The organism is Streptomyces scabiei 87.22 (genome assembly GCF_000091305.1).
GTDB classification, from domain to species: domain Bacteria; phylum Actinomycetota; class Actinomycetes; order Streptomycetales; family Streptomycetaceae; genus Streptomyces; species Streptomyces scabiei.
The window spans coordinates 6,272,890-6,289,873 of the sequence record NC_013929.1 but is presented as its reverse complement, the minus strand read 5'-3'; the positions used below and the strand labels follow the sequence as shown (position 1 = coordinate 6,289,873).

Here is a 16,984-nt window from a genome sequence, read left to right as displayed (position 1 = left end):
GTACGCGGACACCTCTGGAACAGGCGCGCATATGCGTCCACTTGCCGGACGTCATGAACCCGTGCGCCCCCTGTGCACCCGGCACCGTGTGTCAGGTCACGCTTACCTGTCGTTCCACTCGGGCACCCTGGCGAATAGAGTCGATTGGCGGAGCGCCGGAAGTCGGTGAAAGCCAAGTCGGCAGCCTGCTTCACCTTTGATTCGTATCCGCACCCTCCCCTTCATCGTGAGAGGCACGGGGAGACTCCACCCGAGGACACGATTGCCATGCCTCGTCCGACGACTGCACAGCTCGCCTACGGTTCCTGCACCGTGATCTTGTCCACCCTCGCCATGCTGCTGCTGTCCCAGACGAGTTCCGGCGTGGGCATCGCGGTGATCGCCCTGGCCGCCCTGGCCCTGGGCCTGCTCGTCTCCCTGACCGTGCCGACGCCCAAGCCGGCGTCCGGCGCCGCGGTGCGCCGCGCCCGTGCGGCCGCCGCACCCGCTCCGGTCCCCGTGGCCGCGCGGGCCGAAGCGGTCCGGGAGCCGGTGCACGAGCCGACGGGTTCCTGAACCGGCACACGGTGACAGCACGCTGAAACGTTGCGGCGGGCCCGTGCGTACGCGGTCCCGCCGTCGCCGTGCCCGGGTGCTCACGGGGTGCTGACCACTACGGTCTTGGCCGCCTTGTCGTGCAGGCCCTGCTTGTACGGCCTGTCGAAGAAGCTCCAGCCGCCCGCGATCGCCGTCCAGATGCAGGCGCAGCAGAAGGCGAAGGGGATCCACAGCACGGCCGCCCGGATCAGCGCGGTCTGCGTGGAGGGCGTGGAGCCGTCGTCGAGGTCGGCCACCCGCAGCTTCAGCAGCTTCTTGCCGAGAGTCCGGCCGTCCCTGACGGTGAGGACCGTGTCGTACGCGATGTAGAGGACGGCCGCGAGCGCCTCCTGCGCCAGGGACTTGCCGAACTCGAAGTCGTCCGAGTTCACCGTGTACTGGCTGATCCTGAACGCCCAGGCCAGCAGCCACACCACGAGCCCCACCAGGATCATGTCGATGATCCGCGCCAGGACCCGCTTCCCGCTGTCGGCGAGCGGCGGCATGCCCGCGAGCGGATCGTTGGGGTACGGCCCGCCTCCGTAGGGGTCCCCGTCGTGGGGACCTCCGCCGGGGGGCGGGGGCCGGTTCCCGTACGGGGGCGGCTGGTTCCCGTACGGGGGCTCCTGTCCGCTTCCGTACGGCGGCGGTTGCCGGGGCGGCGGGTCGTACGGGGAGCCGCCGCCCTGCTGCGGCGGGGGCGGCTGCTTCCTGAACCGGTCGTCGTCCGGGGACTGACCGGAGCCGAAGGGCGGCGGTTCGGTGCTCATGGCCCGAGTCGACCCCGAACCCCCGGACTCCGCATCCGGCACGGGGCCGTACGGGGCACGCGGTGCGCCGGCCGCGCCCTGACCGCTACCCGCCCGCCACGAAGGTGTGCGCCGCCTTGTCGTGCCAGCACTGGCGCCACGGCTTGTCCCACACGCACCACAGGACCCCGAGCACACCGATGCCGATCAGCCCGGAGACGGTGTGGACGAGCCAGCGGCGCAGGGAGCGCCCGAACGACGGGGGTTCGTGGCCCTCGATGTCACGGACGTCGAGGCCGAGCAGCCTCTTGCCGAGGGTGCGGCCCCACCGGGCGGTGGGCAGCACCTCGTAGAGGGCGCTGACCAGGAACAGGACCCCGAGGACGATGCCCAGGTAGACGGAGGTCGTACCGTCGACCAGCCAGACCGTGACCCGCTCGCCGGAGAGCCTGGCCGCGTCGATCTTCCCGTCGATGTGGTCCATCGCCTTGGTGCCGAACGGCACGGCGGCCACGGCCGTGACGCTGCCGACGACGACGCTGTCCACGAGCCGGGCGGCGAACCGTCTGCCGAGCCCCGCGGGCCTGGCCTCCGCCTGCCGCCGCGCCACCGCCTGGAACGGGTCCTCCACCACCGGCTTCCACGGCGCGACCGGCTGCTCCGCCTCTCCCCCGGCCAGCCGGTGCACCTGCTGGGCCCAGGAGGGCTGCCCGCCGCCGAACCCGACGGCCATGGGGGTGTCGGACGACTGCGGGGCGAGGGCGGCCTGCTGGGGCACGCCGGACGGGGGCGGGGCGGTCTGCGGATCGGGGACGGCCGGTGACGTCGCCGGGGCCTGCTGCGGGAAGGCACCGCCGAACGGGGACTGCGGCGAGGCCGGGGCGGCGGCCGGGGCCACCGGCGCCGGAGCCTGCGGGGCGGTGCCCGACTGCGGGCCCTGCTGCGGGGGCTGCGACTGCTGCTGCGGGCCGGACATCGCGGGAGCGGCGGCCTGCGGGGCGAGCCCGAGGGCCTGCTGGGCGGCGGCCTGGGCGGGGGTCAGGGGCATGCCGGGCCGCGGAGGTGCCGCGCTCTCGGCACCCTGCGGGGTGGGGCGCCGGAAGACCACCGTGCCCGGTGTGGCCCCGGCCTCCTCGTCGGCGTCCGCCGGCGGGATCGTCGCCGTGCCGTCCGTGCTCGCCGTACGCCCGGGGTCGCCGCCGGCGGGGACGCCCGCGTCCGCGACGAGGGGCACCCGGGGGTCGCGCGGGTCCGGGACGGACCCCGAACCCCAGGACACCCGGCGGTCCTTGTCGCCGCCGAAGCCGGTCTGACGGGAGCGGTCGGCGCCCCACGCGGAGGCGGGCTCGGGGCGGGAGCCGTGCAGGGCGCTGTCGGATGCGGGGCGCCCCTGTCCGCCGTCGGCCGCGGGGTCCTCGTCGAAGAAGTGCGGGCCCGTCTCCTCCACGGCGCCGGAAGAACCGGATTCGGGCGGCGGGGCGATCGGCCTGCCGTCCGAGGGAGCCGGACGGCTCGTCCCCGGCACCCAGGCCGCGCCGTTCCAGTACCGGACGTATCCAGGAATGGACGGGTCCGGGTAATACCCTTCGCGGGGCCTGTCGTCGCCGGGGGCCGGGGTTGGGGCGCTCATGTCCGTCGTCCCGTATCTGCTCGTGGGTCGGGTGGAGGCGTCCAGATCTACCAGACGCCGGCCCGGTCCATGACCGCTGCCTCCGGACCCGCCCCATTCAGGCACGGATCTGATACGGACCCGCGGGAACGCCGGCCGCCGGGAGCCGGTCGACGGACCCGTCGGAAAAAGTTTCGCGAACCCGCGTAATGCCCGGGGCTCCTCGGCCCTCTCACTCGTACGGGCCCGCGCCGAGGGCCCGCCACGAGAGAGGAACGATCACCATGCGGCACACCGTCGTGGAGCGCGAGCTGGAACTCGGACTCGTCCTGTCGCCCGAGCACACCCTCCCCGTACCGGCCAAGCTCGGCTTCCGCAGCGACGACCCGTACGCCGTCCACATCACCTTCCACATCAACTCCGACCGCCCGGTGCACTGGACGTTCGCCCGGGAGCTGCTGGTGGAAGGGGTGTTCCGGCCGTGCGGGCAGGGGGACGTGCGGGTGTGGCCGACGAAGGTGTCGGGCCGCGGCGTCGTCCTGATGGCGCTCAGCTCGCCGGACGGGGACGCGCTGCTCGAAGCACCGGCCGCCGCCGTGTCGGCCTGGCTGGAGCGGACCCTGCGGGTGGTGCCGCCGGGGTCGGAGTTCGACATGCTGGGTTTCGACGACGGCCTGGCGGAACTCCTGGCCCGGTGAGGCGTACGGGAAGGGGCGCCGGTCACCGGGGGGCGCGGCGCGGGCACCGGGGTGGCGCGGCGCGCGCGGGTCAGAACAGCTTGCCCGGGTTGAGGATGCCCAGCGGGTCGAAGGCGTCCTTCACCGCCCGCTGCATCTCCGTCCCCACCGGGCCCAGCTCCCGCGCCAGCCACTCCTTCTTGAGGATGCCCACACCGTGTTCGCCGGTGATCGTGCCGCCGAGTTCCAGGCCGAGGGCCATGATCTCGTCGAAGGACTCGCGGGCGCGCCGGGACTCGTCGGGGTCCGCCGCGTCGAAGCAGACGGTGGGATGGGTGTTGCCGTCGCCGGCGTGGGCGCAGACCCCGATGGTGAGGTCGTACTTCTCGGCGACGCGCTCCACGCCCTCGATCAGCTCGCCGAGCTTCGAACGCGGGACGCACACGTCGTCGATCATCGTCGTGCCCTTCACCGCCTCCAGCGCGGTGAGGGACATCCGCCGTGCCTGGAGCAGCAGTTCGGACTCGGCGGCGTCGTCCGCCGGGACGACCTGGGTGGCGCCCGCGGCCTCGCACAGCGCCCCGACGGCGGCGAGGTCGGCGGCCGGGTCCGGGGTGTCGAACGCCGCGAGCAGCAACGCCTCGGTCGTCTCCGGCAGCCCCATGTTCCCGAGGTCGTTGACGGCCTTCACGGTCGTACGGTCCATGAGTTCGAGCAGTGAGGGGACGTGCCCGCCGGCCATGATCCGGCACACCGCGTCGCACGCGGCGGCGGCCGACGCGAACTCCGCCGCCAGCACCAGCTGCTGCGGAGGCTGCGGCTTCAGGGCGAGGATCGCCCGGACGACGACGCCGAGCGAGCCCTCGGAGCCGACGAAGAGCCGGGTGAGGTCGTAGCCGGCGACGCCCTTCGCGGTGCGCCGGCCGGTGGACATCAGCCGGCCGTCGGCGAGCACGACGTCCAGGCCGAGGACGTACTCGGCGGTCACCCCGTACTTCACGCAGCACAGGCCGCCGGAGGCCGTGCCGATGTTGCCGCCGATCGTGCACATCTCCCAGCTGGAGGGGTCCGGCGGGTAGGAGAGGCCGTGCTCGTTGACCGCGCGGGAGAGGGTCGCGTTGACGACGCCGGGTTCGACGACGGCGATGCGGTCGACGGGGTTGATCTCCAGGATCCGGTCCATCTTGGTGAGGGACAGGGCGATACAGCCCTCGGAGGTGTTGGCTCCGCCGGAGAGACCGGTGCGGGCGCCCTGGGGGACGACCGGTACGCGCAGTTCGGTGGCGACGCGCATGACGTGCTGGACCTGTTCGACGGTCCGGGGCAGCACGACGACCGCCGGGGCACCCGCCTCGCAGAAGCTCGCCATGTCGTTGGCGTACGAGGCCGTGACGTCGGGATCGACGAGGACCGCCTCGGTGGGCAGTCCGCTCAGCAGACGGTCGACGAGGTTGCCGGTCGTCTCGTCGGCCGGGGCTTCGATACGGCTCATGATCACAGGTTCGCACTCACGGCCATCGGTGTGAACCCGTCGACGCGAGCCTTCCGGGGTACGGGATGTGGTCGTCGTATTGACGCACAGTGAGCGGCATGTCTGTGGAGAACGAGGTGCGGGCGGCGCTGCGCCGGGCCGGCGGGTGGGCCCGGGGGCCGGGGCGGAGGCGCGGGGTGGCGGCGGCCCTCGTCGGGTGCCTGGTGCTCGGGGGCGTGCTGACGGGGGTGGAGCCGGACCGGGACGACGGCGGGGACACGCGGGCCGGCCGGGTGACGGGTGCGGCCGGGCCCGGGGCGCGGCGGGCGGGGGCGGCGATGGTGGCCGGGATGCCCGTCGCGCCGACCGAGGTCGCGGTGGCCGTCCGGGAACACGAGGCCCGGGTGCGCGTCCGTCCGCGTGACGACGCCTCGTGGGCGGTGCTCGGCACGGCCTACACCGAGCGGGCCCGGCGGACCGGCCGGGTCGCCGACTATCCGAAGGCCGACCGTGCCCTGCGCACCTCACTGCGGCTGCGGCCCGCCGGGAACACGGCCGCCCTCGAAGGACTGGCCGCCCTCGCGAACGCCCGCCGCGACTTCCGGGCGGCGAAACGCTGGGGCGAGGAGGCCGTTCGGGTGGCGCCGGCCCGCTGGACCTCGTACGCGCTGCTCATCGACGCCTACGACGGGCTCGGCCGGTACAAGGCGGCCCGCGCGAGCCTGGACCGGATGCTCGCCGCGTACTCCGGGCCGGCGGCACGGGCGCGGGCCGCGCAGGTCTACTGGGACCGCGGGGCGCGCGAGGACGCGGCGGCGACGCTCTCGGACGCGGCGGCCTCGGAGACGACGGCCGCGGGACCGTCGGCCGCGGGGGCCCTGTGGTGGACGCGGGCCGGTGAGCTGGCGTGGGAGCGGGGGGAGGCGGAGGAGTCGTTGCGGTACTGCGCGGCCGCGCGCGGCGAGCCGGACGCCGACGCGTGCCGGGGGCGGGCGCTGGCCGCGCTGGGGCGGACGGCGGAGGGTGTGCGCGCCTACCGGGTGGCGCTGTCGCGGCGGCCGTCGGCGCGGGTCGCGCTGCGGCTGGGCGAGCTGTACGAGTCGCTGGGGCGCGGGAGGCAGGCGCGCGAGCAGTACGGCGTGGTGCGTGCGCTGGTGGCGCGGGCCGCCGCGGCCGGGGTGAACGAGTCGCTGGTGCTGGGCGCGCTGGAGGCGGACCACGGGGACCCGGCGGTGGCGGTGCGGGTGCTGCGGGCCGAGTGGGGACGTCAGCCGGGGCTGCGGGTGGCCGACGCGCTCGGGTGGGCGTTGCACCGGGCCGGGGAGGACGAGGAGGCCCTGGGGTTCGCGCGACGGGCGACGGACCGGGCGCGGGGCGGCGAGGCCCGCAGTGCGCTCCGCGCGTATCACCGGGGGGTGATCGAGGGGGCGGTGGGGCTGGCGGCCCCGGCGCGGCGGCATCTCGCCGAGGCGCGGCGGTTGAATCCGTACGTGGGCGAGGGCGGGGGGTTCGCGTGAGGGGGTGGGGGGTGCGGGTTTCGTCGGCGGGTGCGGGTGCGTGGGGCTTCTCGCGCAGTTCCCCGCGCCCCTGAAAAGCAGGGGCTGCGCCCCGCGCTTTTCAGGCCCGCAGGGCCGTGGGCTTTCAGGCCCGCAGGGGCCTGATGCTTTCAGGGGCGCGGGGAACCGCGCGGTCAGCCCCCGCTCAGCCGCAGTCGCCCCCGCACCCGAACCCCCGAGCCGTCACGCGTCCCTCACAGATTGCCCCGCTTCTCCTGCTCCCTCTCGATCGCCTCGAACAGCGCCTTGAAGTTGCCCTTCCCGAACCCCATCGACCCGTGCCGCTCGATGATCTCGAAGAACACCGTCGGCCGGTCCTGGACCGGCTTGGTGAAGATCTGCAGCAGATACCCGTCCTCGTCCCGGTCCGCGAGGATCTTGAGTTCGCGCAGGGTGTCGACGGGAACCCGGGTGTCGCCGACCCACTCCCCCAGCGTGTCGTAGTACGAGTCGGGCGTGTTCAGGAACTCGACCCCGGCCGCCCGCATCGTCCGTACGGTCCGCACGATGTCGTTGGTGTTGAGCGCGATGTGCTGCACGCCCGCGCCGCCGTAGAACTCCAGATACTCGTCGATCTGGGACTTCTTCTTCGCGACGGCCGGCTCGTTGATCGGGAACTTGACCTTCAGCGTGCCGTCCGCGACGACCTTCGACATCAGCGCGCTGTACTCGGTGGCGATGTCGTCGCCCACGAACTCCTTCATGTTCGTGAAGCCCATGACCCGGTTGTAGAACGCCACCCACTCGTTCATCCGGCCGAGTTCGACGTTGCCGACGCAGTGGTCGATGGCCTGGAAGGTGCGGTGGGCGGGCGGCTCGACGAGGGGGGCGGCCGTCACGTAGCCGGGGAGGTACGGGCCGTCGTAGCCGGAGCGGTCCACGAGGGTGTGCCGGGTCGTGCCGTAGGTGGCGATCGCGGCCAGCACGACGGTGCCGTGCTCGTCCTTCACCTCGTACGGCTCGGCGACCGAACGCGCGCCGTGCTCGATGGCGTAGGCGTACGCGCGGCGGGCGTCCGGGACCTCGATGGCGAGGTCCACGACGCCGTCCCCGTGCTCGGCGACGTGCTCGGCGAGGAAGTGGCCCCAGGGGGTGGCGGGTTTCACGACCGAGGTGAGGACGAAGCGGGCCGAGCCGTTCTCCAGGACGTAGCTCGCCGTCTCGCGGCTGCCGGTCTCGGGGCCGGAGTAGGCGACGAGACGCATGCCGAAGGCGGTGGAGTAGTAGTGGGCGGCCTGCTTGGCGTTGCCCACGGCGAAGACGACCGCGTCCATTCCCTTGACCGGGAAGGGGTCTGCCTGCCGGGCGGTGTCGGGGACGCGCTGTGTGTGCGCGGAGGTGGCTGCCATGACCGCAGACTCCTCCCGTCCCCACAAGGTGCGCAACACATCGCGTTTTGGCTGGACAATATGTTCAACGTGGAACCCATGCCCCTGCTTGTTCTGTACAGGGTGACCATCCGGGAGGGCCGATGGCGATCGATCATCTGGACGGGCGGCTCATCGTCCTGCTCGCACGCGAGCCGCGGATCGGGGTGCTGGAGATGTCACGGCGGCTGGGGGTCGCACGGGGCACGGTGCAGGCCCGGCTCGACCGGCTCCAGTCGAACGGGGTCATCCGCGGCTTCGGGCCCGAGGTCGACCCGGCCGCGCTCGGCTACCCGGTGACGGCGTTCGCGACGCTGCAGATCAGACAGGGGCAGGGGGCCGACGTACGGGCCCATCTGGCGACCGTCCCGGAGGTGCTGGAACTGCACACGACGACCGGCAGCGGGGACATGCTGTGCCGGCTCGTGGCCCGTTCCAACGCCGATCTGCAGCGGGTGATCGACCGGGTCGTCGGCTTCGACGGCATCGTCCGGGCCGCCACGGCGATCGTCATGGAGAACGCCGTGCCGCTGCGGATCATCCCGCTGGTGGAGCAGGCGGCGCAGGCGGCGCACCGGACGGCTCCGGACCCGGCGGCGCCGGAGGGACCCGGGCGGCAGGGGTGAGCGCCGGCTCCCCGGTCAGCAGCTCGGGACCTTGCCCTTGCCCGTCTCCAGCGCCACGAGCGAGTCGACCGTGCCCTTCAGCGTGGTCACCGGGATGAGCCGCAGCCCCTTGGGCAGCTCGCTCTGCGCGTCGGCGCACTCGGCCCGGGGGACGAGGAAGACGGTCGCGCCGTCGCGGCGGGCCGCCTGGGTCTTCAGCGCGACCCCGCCGACGGGACCGACCCGTCCGTCGGTGGCGATGGTCCCCGTGCCGGCGATGACCCGGCCGCCGGTGAGGTCGCCCCCGCTGCCGTCGCCGTCGAGCTTGTCGACGATGCCGAGGGAGAACAGCAGGCCCGCGCTGGGGCCGCCGACGTCGGCGAGCCGCAGGGTGACGTCGACGTCGCCGGAGTCCTCGCCGAGGTAGGCGAGCGCCGCCTCGGTGGCCGTGTCCTGGGACTCCTTCATCTGTGCCTCGTTGTGCTTCTGGATCTGCTCGGTGGTGTCGCCGCTGGGGTAGACCGCGTCGCGCGGCATGACGGCCTGGTCGGTGCGGAACCAGCCGTCGAGCACGTCACCGAGTCCGACACGGGCGTCCGGGCCCGTCGCCTCGATCGTCGTCATCCGCAACTGGCCACTGGTCCTGCGGGCCTCCGCGCCGCTGATCGTGATCACCGGCTCCCCCTTGTTCTCGCCCAGCACGTTCGCCGTCAGCCCCGGCTGCGCCACGGTGAACGGCAACGGCGCGAACGCCACCGTGACGAGCAGGCCCACCACGGGCAGGGCGCATACGGCAACGGCCACGGGACGCGAAAGGAGGGAGAGACGTGAGAGCACGGGGTCAATCTACGTGAGGGGCGGTTCCGGCCAGGGGGCGGTGGCACCCGGGGCCCGCGGAGGGCTCCGGCGACGGCAGGTCTCGGTCGCCGGCCGGCTCTAGTTGACGTCCACGTCCTCGAAGAGTCCGAGGAGATGCGTCAGCACCCGTACGCAGGCGTCCACGTCGGCGCCCGTCAGGTCGCCGCCCGCCTGCCGCAGCAGCTCGCGCTCCCGGGCGACCAGCGCGTCGATGGTCGCCCGGCCGGTGTCGGTCAGCCGGATCAGGGACGACCGCTGGTGCGCCGGATTGGGGATGGCCTCGACGAGGTCCCGGCCGGCCGCCTCGTTGACCATGCGCTGCACGAACTGCCTGCTCAGCGCCAGTGTCCGGCCCATCTGGGGGACGGTCATGGGGCGTCCGCCCATGCGCAGCAGCTCCAGCACGGCCCGTACGCCGACGGGAAACCCCTCCTTGCGCTCCTTCAGCTCCAGCGCGCGGGTGGTCCGCCGGTAGAGGGGGCCGAGGACGGCGAACACCTCGGACAGCCGCCCGGCGAGCAGGTCGGGCGGCAGCGGCTCCTCGTTCTCTGTCACGGGGCCATTCTCCGTTCTCGGTCACAGCGGCGGGCACGGCGGCGGGCGCGCATGCGGACTCGGAGGCGGTCCCCCCGGTTCCGCCCGTTCCATCCGGTTCTACCCGGTTCCACCACGCGGGCAGAATGACAACCTGGTTGTCACTTCTCGCGCAACATGACACCCTGGTTGTCATGACCGATGCCTCGCAGGTGCCCCTGCGCACGTTCCCCTCCGACGACGGCCCGCTCGCCTACCAGGACGTGGGCACGGGCGCCCCGCTCGTGCTGCTGCACGGCGGCTTCACGGACCACCGCATGTGGCGCGATCTGGTGCCCGACCTGGCGGCCGGCCACCGCGTCGTCGTGCCGGACGCCCGGGGGCACGGCGCCTCCGCCAACGCGAGCCGGCCGTTCCGATTCACCGACGACCTCGCCGCGCTGCTGCGCCACCTGGACACGGGCCCGGCCGTCCTGGTCGGCCTGTCGATGGGCGGGGGCACCGCCGTCGACACGGCCCTGGAGCACCCCGACCTCGTACGGGCCCTCGTCGTCAGCGGCGTCGGGACCAGCGAGCCCGAGTTCACCGACCCGTGGACCAAGGACAGCGTCGCCCGGTACTACGGCGCGCTGATGTCGGGGGACATCGAAGGGTGGCTCGACATCGGCGACGAGGTCGTGGCGGGCCCGCACCGCAGGGTCGAGGACGTGGACCCCGAGATCGTGCGGCGGGTACGGGAGATGAGCCGCGCCACCGTGGCCAAGCACACCCTCGGCGAGAAGGACTGGCACGTCCCGGTGACCGACACCTGGGCCCGGGCCGCCTCGATCACCGTGCCCACCCTCGCCGTCAACGGCGCCCTGGACGCCCCCGACCTCATCGCCATGGCCGAGCGCCTGACCCGGACTGTCGCGGGCGAGGGCCGGGCCGTCGCGATCGAGGACACCGCCCACTACGTCACCATGGAGAAGCCGGACGTCTTCACCGCCCACCTGCTGGACTGGCTCGGCACACTCGACGGGTGAGCCGGTGGAGCCGGTGGAGCCGGTGCGGCCGACGGCACGGGCGCACATCGCCGCGGCACATCACCGCGGCGCGTCACCGCAGTGCGTCGGCCACCTCTCGGGCCGCGTCCATGACCCGCGGTCCGACCCGCTCCGGCACCGCGTCCGCCAGCATGACGACGCCCACGCTGCCCTCCACCCCGGTCACCCCGAGCAGCGGCGCGGCGGCCCCGCTGGCCCCCGCCTCCAGCTCACCGTGCGTGAGCGTGTACCCGGGCCAGTCCCCCGGCTGCTGCCGGCCGGACAGGATCGCCCGCCCCGCGGCCCCCCGGTCCAGCGAGTGCCGGAAGCCGGCCCGGTACGCCACGTGGTAGTCCGTCCACGTCGGCTCGACGACCGCGACGGCCAGTGCCTCGGTGCCGTCGACGAGCGTGAGGTGGGCGGTCGCGCCGATGTCCTCGGCCAGCGACCGCAGCGCGGGCAGCGCGGCCTCCCGCACCAGTGGATGCACCTGCCGCCCGAGCCGCAGCACGCCCAGCCCGACCCGGGCGCGTCCACCGAGGTCACGGCGGACGAGGGAGTGCTGCTCCAGGGTGGCGAGCAGGCGGTAGACGACGGTGCGGTTGACCCCGAGCTTGTTGGAGAGCTCGGTGACGGTCAGTCCGTGATCGGTGTCGGCCAGAAGTTTGAGGACACGCAGTCCCCGGTCGAGTGTCTGAGAGGTCTCCGCGGTCACGACACCCACTCCTTCTTGGGTGAGGCGGCAACCCCTGTCACGGCTGATGCGTCACCGGTCCCGTCGGCGTCCGCGCCACAGAGGCCGCCGATCGGCTGAACCCGGATCATCCGGGCGGAGTCGCTTCACGGCTGCGCTCCGCGGCGGCGCTGCCACGGGGCGTGTGCGTAGCGGGACAGTAGACGAGCCGGTTCGCTGAGCGGAAGACTCCGTCCAGAATCCGGGCAGTGACCGGTACGGACTACTTGTATTTGTCGCGAAATGTGCGGCCGCGTCACACGGGCCACCGTGGCCACGCTCCGGAGATCACCGCATCCGGGTGGCCCACTCCTGCACCTTGGCGATGCGCTGCCGCAGCTGCCCGGCCGTGGCCTCGGCGCTCGGCGGTCCGCCGCACACCCGCCGCACCTCGGTGTGGATGACGCCGTGCGGCTTGCCGCACTGATGGGAGTACGCGCCGACCATGCCGTTGAGCTGTTTGCGCAGCTCCAGCAGTTCCTTGTGGGTGACGACGGGCCGCCGGTCCGCGGGCAGCTCCACCAGGTCGGCCTCGGAGTCCGGCTTCTTGCGGCTGTGCGCGATCTGCCGCGCCTGCCGCTTCTGGAGCAGCAACTGCACCTGGTCCGGCTCCAGCAGCCCGGGGATGCCGAGGTAGTCCTGCTCCTCCTCGCTGCCGGGGTGGGCCTGCATACCGAACTCGGCGCCGTTGTACATGACCCGGTCGAACACGGCGTCCGACTCCAGCGCCTCGAAGGGCAGCATGTCCTGGTCGCCGGTGTCCTCGTCCTGCTCCCGCTCCGCCTCCGCGAGGAGCTTGTCCTCCTCGGCGTACGGGTCCTCCTCGCCCTCCTTCTTCGGCTTGTCGAGGGCGTGGTCCCGCTCCACCTCCATCTCGTTGGCGAAGGTGAGCAGGTCGGGGATGGTCGGCAGGAACACGGACGCGGTCTCGCCGCGCCGCCGGGACCGTACGAAGCGTCCGACGGCCTGGGCGAAGAAGAGCGGGGTGGAGATGGTGGTGGCGTAGACGCCCACGGCCAGCCGGGGCACGTCGACGCCCTCGGACACCATCCGCACGGCGACCATCCAGCGGTCGGTGCCGTGACTGAACTCGTCGATGCGGTTCGAGGCGCCCGAGTCGTCGGAGAGGACGACCGTCGCGCTGGTCCCCGTGATCTCGCGGATCAGCTTGGCGTAGGCGCGGGCGGAGTCCTGGTCGGTGGCGATGACGAGGGCGCCGGCGTCCGGGATGGCCTTCCTGACCTCGGTGAGCCGCTGGTCGGCGGCGCGCAGCACGCTCGGCATCCACTCGCCGCGCGGGTCGAGCGCCGTACGCCAGGCCTGGCTGACCGCGTCCTTGGTCATGGGCTCGCCGAGACGGGCCTCGATCTCGTCGCCCGCTTTGGTCCGCCAGCGCATGTTGCCGCTGTAGGAGAGGAAGATGACGGGCCGCACGACGTTGTCGGCGAGCGCGTTGCCGTAGCCGTAGGTGTAGTCGGCGGAGGACCGCCGGATGCCGTCCGCCCCCTCCGCGTACGTGACGAAGGGGATGGGGTTGGTGTCCGAGCGGAAGGGGGTGCCGGTGAGCGCGAGCCTCCGGGTGGCGGGCTCGAACGCCTCCAGGCACGCCTCGCCCCAGGACTTGCTGTCACCGGCGTGGTGGATCTCGTCGAGGATGACGAGGGTCTTGCGCTGCTCGCTGCGGTTGCGGTGCAGCATGGGCCGTACGCCCACACCGGCGTACGTGACCGCGACGCCGTCGTACTCCTTGCTGAGCGGCCCCGCGCTGTACTCCGGGTCCAGCTTGATCCCTATCCGTGCCGCGGCCTCGGCCCACTGCTTCTTCAGATGCTCGGTGGGCGCCACGACCGTCACCTGCTGCACGACGTGGTGGTGCAGCAGCCAGGACGCGAGCGTCAGCGCGAAGGTCGTCTTCCCGGCGCCCGGGGTCGCGACCGCGAGGAAGTCCCGCGGCTGCTCCTGGATGTACCGCTCCATCGCCCCCTGCTGCCAGGCGCGCAGCTTGCTGGCGGTACCCCAGGGGGCACGGCCGGGGAAGGCGGGAGAGAGGTGGTGGTTCGAGGAGGTGGCGGTGGTAGTCACGGTCTCCGGTCTGGGGGTCGAGCGGCTCGGCGGGTAGCCCCGGGCGACTCGCGCAGCGACGCGGACACCCCGGCTACGTATGACAACCGGGCCACCCTACCGGCGGCGGGGTGACGCCGACGCGCTGATCCCGCCGGGCCGCCCCGGGATGGGACCCACTTCACATCGCCTCGTGCAGGCCCCTCAGCCGCCGGGCGATGATGTCTACGTCCTCAAGGCTTCCGGCGGCCACTTCGATGACGAGCTTGTATGCCTCGTCCTGGTCGACATGAAGCATCTCGGTTCCGTTGAAGTCGAGGAAGACGACGGCGCACATCCACGCCATGCGTTTGTTGCCGTCGACCAAAGGGTGATTGACAGCCAGCGACTGAAGCAGTGCCGCAGCCTTCTCGAAGAGGTCCGTGTACGCCTCCACGCCGAACATCTGGGACTGCGGACGGTGAACAGCGGAGCTGAGCAGACCCAGGTCACGCACGACAACCCGCGTCTGCTCCCCACACGCCAGCTCCGCCAGATCCAGAACCTCCTGGACCGTCAGGTACTTCACTACTCCCCCAGCCTCCGCAGCAGATCGGCGTGGCCCGCCGCGTACTTGGCCCCCAAGCGGCGAACCGTGGCCCGGTCCGCCTCCTGCTCCAGGTACCGATCGATCGCCTGAAGCACTATGGCGTGCATACTGCGCCCCTCTTCCTCGGCCCGCAGCTTGAGCGCTTCCTGCTGGTCGTCCCGCAGACGAAGATTCATAGCCATACCACGACGGTACCACAAACGGTACCGAAGTGGTACCGAATCATGCACTCCGCAACCGCGTGGTCACCCACGCCCCCACCAGCGCCACCCCCGCCATCGGCAGGAACACCGCGACGAAGGCAGCCGGGTGGGACGCGGCGCCGGCGGCCGTGGTGGCCGTGTGGCCGACCGCGCCGCCGCCCAGCGCGGCGAAGGCCGCGCCGCCCGCCGCGAGGAGCAGCGCGTTGGTGAGACCGTCCGATATCTGGAGCGCGGCGGAGTTGGTCCCGGCCTCCTCCGGCGCGGACAGCTGGAGCAGCAGCACGCTGGTGGAGGAGATCACCAGCCCCATCCCGAAGCACCCGAAGGCCCACGCGACGGCCACGGTCCACACCGGGACGGAGTCGACCAGCACCCCCGGCAGCGTGGTGATCGCCGCCGCGACCAGCAGCATCCCCGCCGTCATCAGCCGCTCCCGGTACGGCTCCACCCGCGACCGTGCCTGCACCCAGGACCCCAGCGCCCAGGTCGCCCCGCCCGCCGCGAGCGAGAACCCGGCGAGCGTCGGCGACAGCCCCCGCTGGGTGACCAGCATCAGCGGCACGAACGACTCGGCCGCCACGAACGACCCCGCCGCGACGCCCCGCAGCAGCACCACCGAAGGCAGCCCCCGCACCGCCCGGTACGTGCCCCGCGGCAGCAGCCCCAGCACCGCGGGCACGAGCAGCCCGGCCCCCGCGGCCGCCGGCAGGACCGACCACCACCGCAGGTCCTGGGCCGCGTACTGCAGCAGCCCGGCGCCGAGCGAGACGGCGAGGGCGAGCCGGATGCGGCGGCCGCCGAAGACGGAGCCGGCGGGCCGCGCCGCCCCTTCGGTGCGCACCGGCCCGGAGGCCCTGCGCCGTATCTGCGGCAGCGCGAGCCCGAGCGGCAGGACGACGAGCACCGGGATGCCCAGGAACACCCAGCGCCAGCCCAGCTGTTCGGTCACCGCGCCGGAGGCGAGCGGGCCGACCACGGACGGGACGACCCAGCTCGCCGCGAAGGCCGCCATGATCGCCGGCCGCAGCCGCTCCGGGTACGCGCGTCCGACCACCACGTACAGCGCGACGATCACCAGCCCGCCGCCGAGCCCCTGGACGGCCCGGCCGAGGACGAACAGCCACATCGCCCCGGCGGTCCCCGAGAGCACCAGGCCCGCGGCGAAGGCGCCGATGCCGGCCGTCAGCGCCCCCAACGGCCCCCGGTGGTCCGCCCATTGGCCCGCCAGCACCATCCCGAACAGGCTCGTCGTGAAATACGCCGAGAACGCGAACCCGTACGCCTGGACGCCGTCCAGCTCCCGCGCCGCGACCGGCATGGCCGTCCCCACCGCCATGGCCTCGAAGGCGATCAGCAGCACGACCGACACGATCCCGATACTGAGCCCCCGGTGGGAACGGCTCAGCACACCGTCCGCGTCGTCGGGACCGGCGGGCGGGGCGGGGTTCGGCGTGACGCCCGTGTCACGCGCTTCGGAGTCGGCCATGCCCGCCAGCGTAAGGGGCACCACCGAGATACGCCCCTGTCCGAAGTCCCCCACGACCCGGGACCTTGGTCGTACGCCCGCCGTTCATGAACGGCGTGTGGCAGTCGCGTTGCGGCGCCGCCGGTTCCCTTGAGCCCCCGCCCGGACCCCCTCTACGGTCGGTACACCGAGTTCGAAGCGGCAGAAGACACGGCAGGGATCACCCCTGACACCGTCCCTGACGCTCTCGACACGGCCGTGTGCCCGAGTGGTTCAGGGACTCGCCTGCAAAGCGAGTTACGTGGGTTCGATTCCCGCCACGGCCTCTATCTGATTTGACCAGGCGAAACGGTAGGGCGGCACCCCGGCAGGGGTGCCGCCCTTTTGGTCCGTCCGTCTCAGTTGCCGTCTCAGTTGGTCGGTACGAGGGCCCCGGCGGCGGCGCCGCCGTCGTCCAGCTGGCGCGAAGGGTCAATCTGCAACCTGATGGTCGGGGTTGCCCTCTACACGACGACGATGATGGCCATCCCCAACATGGCGGCTCCGAACAACCCGATGCCGAACATCGTCATGGCATCCGTGGGATTGCGTGTCCAGGCATACGCACCGATACCAAAGATCAGTCCCACCAGTAGCGCGATGGCGATGACCGCGACGATCCTGCTACTCACTTCCGCGTCCTTCCGTTACTTCCGAGGAAGGGGCAGCTGGCAGAGACGCAAGCGCAGGGCAGCTCTCAACCGAGCCACCCCACTGCTTGCATGGGTTGCTTCGGTCAAGACTGCCCGATGGCGACAGAACTCGTATGCACCGTTTCGGCAGCCTGGGTGCGCACACAGAGACGCACTGATCGAGCGGGGTAGCGCTGCCAACGCCCGCTCGCGCCCGTCCTATTAGCGGCAGCCA

General features: G+C 72.5%; 17 protein-coding genes and 1 tRNA gene. 6 read left to right on the top strand and 12 right to left on the bottom strand.

Annotated elements, in window-relative coordinates; translation table 11 throughout:
* The first annotated feature begins 267 nt into the window (after positions 1–267).
* Positions 268–555, top strand: a complete 288-nt coding sequence (locus SCAB_RS26920; protein ID WP_041669699.1) for a hypothetical protein — start codon at positions 268–270, stop codon at positions 553–555.
* 80 nt (positions 556–635) lie between these two features.
* On the opposite strand, the gene SCAB_RS26915 is transcribed toward SCAB_RS26920, so the two are convergent.
* Together SCAB_RS26915 and SCAB_RS26910 are read right to left on the bottom strand one after the other, a co-directional pair.
* The gene (locus tag SCAB_RS26915; protein ID WP_013003238.1) at positions 636–1,346 is read right to left on the bottom strand and encodes an RDD family protein; all 711 of its coding nucleotides are present in this window, start codon (positions 1,344–1,346) and stop codon (positions 636–638) included.
* Between the two features lie 85 nt (positions 1,347–1,431).
* Positions 1,432–2,955, bottom strand: a complete 1,524-nt coding sequence (locus SCAB_RS26910) for an RDD family protein (protein WP_013003237.1) — start codon at positions 2,953–2,955, stop codon at positions 1,432–1,434.
* 263 nt (positions 2,956–3,218) lie between these two features.
* On the opposite strand from SCAB_RS26910, the gene SCAB_RS26905 reads away from it, so the two are divergent.
* A complete protein-coding gene (locus SCAB_RS26905; RefSeq protein WP_013003236.1) occupies positions 3,219–3,632 on the top strand; it encodes an SsgA family sporulation/cell division regulator in 414 nt (137 codons plus the stop codon).
* Positions 3,633–3,702: 70 nt separating this feature from the next.
* Here SCAB_RS26905 and SCAB_RS26900 read toward each other — a convergent pair whose 3' ends face one another.
* Positions 3,703–5,109 (bottom strand): FAD-binding oxidoreductase, encoded by a 1,407-nt coding sequence (locus SCAB_RS26900; protein ID WP_013003235.1) that lies wholly within the window; start codon positions 5,107–5,109, stop codon positions 3,703–3,705.
* A gap of 92 nt (positions 5,110–5,201) precedes the next feature.
* Here SCAB_RS26900 and SCAB_RS26895 point away from each other — a divergent pair, with 92 nt between their 5' ends.
* Positions 5,202–6,599, top strand: a complete 1,398-nt coding sequence (locus SCAB_RS26895) for a tetratricopeptide repeat protein (protein WP_041669698.1) — start codon at positions 5,202–5,204, stop codon at positions 6,597–6,599.
* Positions 6,600–6,832: 233 nt separating this feature from the next.
* Here SCAB_RS26895 and hppD read toward each other — a convergent pair whose 3' ends face one another.
* Positions 6,833–7,987 (bottom strand): 4-hydroxyphenylpyruvate dioxygenase, encoded by a 1,155-nt coding sequence (gene hppD / locus SCAB_RS26890; RefSeq protein ID WP_013003233.1) that lies wholly within the window; start codon positions 7,985–7,987, stop codon positions 6,833–6,835.
* 122 nt (positions 7,988–8,109) lie between these two features.
* Between hppD and SCAB_RS26885 the strand changes: the two genes are divergently transcribed.
* Positions 8,110–8,631, top strand: a complete 522-nt coding sequence (locus SCAB_RS26885) for an Lrp/AsnC family transcriptional regulator (RefSeq protein WP_013003232.1) — start codon at positions 8,110–8,112, stop codon at positions 8,629–8,631.
* Between the two features lie 15 nt (positions 8,632–8,646).
* On the opposite strand, the gene SCAB_RS26880 is transcribed toward SCAB_RS26885, so the two are convergent.
* The gene (locus SCAB_RS26880) at positions 8,647–9,414 is read right to left on the bottom strand and encodes a S16 family serine protease (protein WP_013003231.1); all 768 of its coding nucleotides are present in this window, start codon (positions 9,412–9,414) and stop codon (positions 8,647–8,649) included.
* A 132-nt stretch (positions 9,415–9,546) separates the two neighbouring features.
* Positions 9,547–10,023 carry a MarR family winged helix-turn-helix transcriptional regulator gene (locus SCAB_RS26875; protein ID WP_013003230.1) on the bottom strand — a complete coding sequence of 159 codons (477 nt, stop codon included), beginning with the start codon at positions 10,021–10,023 and terminating at the stop codon, positions 9,547–9,549.
* 173 nt (positions 10,024–10,196) lie between these two features.
* Here SCAB_RS26875 and SCAB_RS26870 point away from each other — a divergent pair, with 173 nt between their 5' ends.
* Positions 10,197–11,027 carry an alpha/beta fold hydrolase gene (locus SCAB_RS26870; protein ID WP_013003229.1) on the top strand — a complete coding sequence of 277 codons (831 nt, stop codon included), beginning with the start codon at positions 10,197–10,199 and terminating at the stop codon, positions 11,025–11,027.
* A gap of 73 nt (positions 11,028–11,100) precedes the next feature.
* Here the strand turns inward: SCAB_RS26870 and SCAB_RS26865 are convergent, their stop codons facing one another.
* The 5 genes from SCAB_RS26865 to SCAB_RS26845 form a co-directional block, all read right to left on the bottom strand.
* Complete coding sequence (locus tag SCAB_RS26865) at positions 11,101–11,742, bottom strand: IclR family transcriptional regulator (RefSeq protein WP_013003228.1); 642 nt, start codon at positions 11,740–11,742, stop codon at positions 11,101–11,103.
* 306 nt (positions 11,743–12,048) lie between these two features.
* Complete coding sequence (locus SCAB_RS26860; RefSeq protein ID WP_013003226.1) at positions 12,049–13,842, bottom strand: DEAD/DEAH box helicase; 1,794 nt, start codon at positions 13,840–13,842, stop codon at positions 12,049–12,051.
* Between the two features lie 160 nt (positions 13,843–14,002).
* Positions 14,003–14,389: a type II toxin-antitoxin system death-on-curing family toxin gene (locus SCAB_RS26855; RefSeq protein WP_013003225.1), complete on the bottom strand. Its 387-nt coding sequence runs from the start codon at positions 14,387–14,389 to the stop codon at positions 14,003–14,005.
* Complete coding sequence (locus SCAB_RS26850; protein ID WP_013003224.1) at positions 14,389–14,586, bottom strand: Arc family DNA-binding protein; 198 nt, start codon at positions 14,584–14,586, stop codon at positions 14,389–14,391. Before SCAB_RS26850 ends, SCAB_RS26855 begins: the two co-directional genes overlap by 1 nt.
* 46 nt (positions 14,587–14,632) lie before the next feature.
* Positions 14,633–16,099 carry an MFS transporter gene (locus tag SCAB_RS26845; RefSeq protein WP_013003223.1) on the bottom strand — a complete coding sequence of 489 codons (1,467 nt, stop codon included), beginning with the start codon at positions 16,097–16,099 and terminating at the stop codon, positions 14,633–14,635.
* 233 nt (positions 16,100–16,332) lie between these two features.
* On the opposite strand from SCAB_RS26845, the gene SCAB_RS26840 reads away from it, so the two are divergent.
* Positions 16,333–16,404: transfer RNA gene (locus tag SCAB_RS26840), tRNA-Cys, on the top strand.
* A gap of 177 nt (positions 16,405–16,581) precedes the next feature.
* Here SCAB_RS26840 and SCAB_RS47815 read toward each other — a convergent pair.
* Positions 16,582–16,749 carry a hypothetical protein gene (locus SCAB_RS47815; protein WP_013003222.1) on the bottom strand — a complete coding sequence of 56 codons (168 nt, stop codon included), beginning with the start codon at positions 16,747–16,749 and terminating at the stop codon, positions 16,582–16,584.
* Positions 16,750–16,984: the final 235 nt, after the last annotated feature.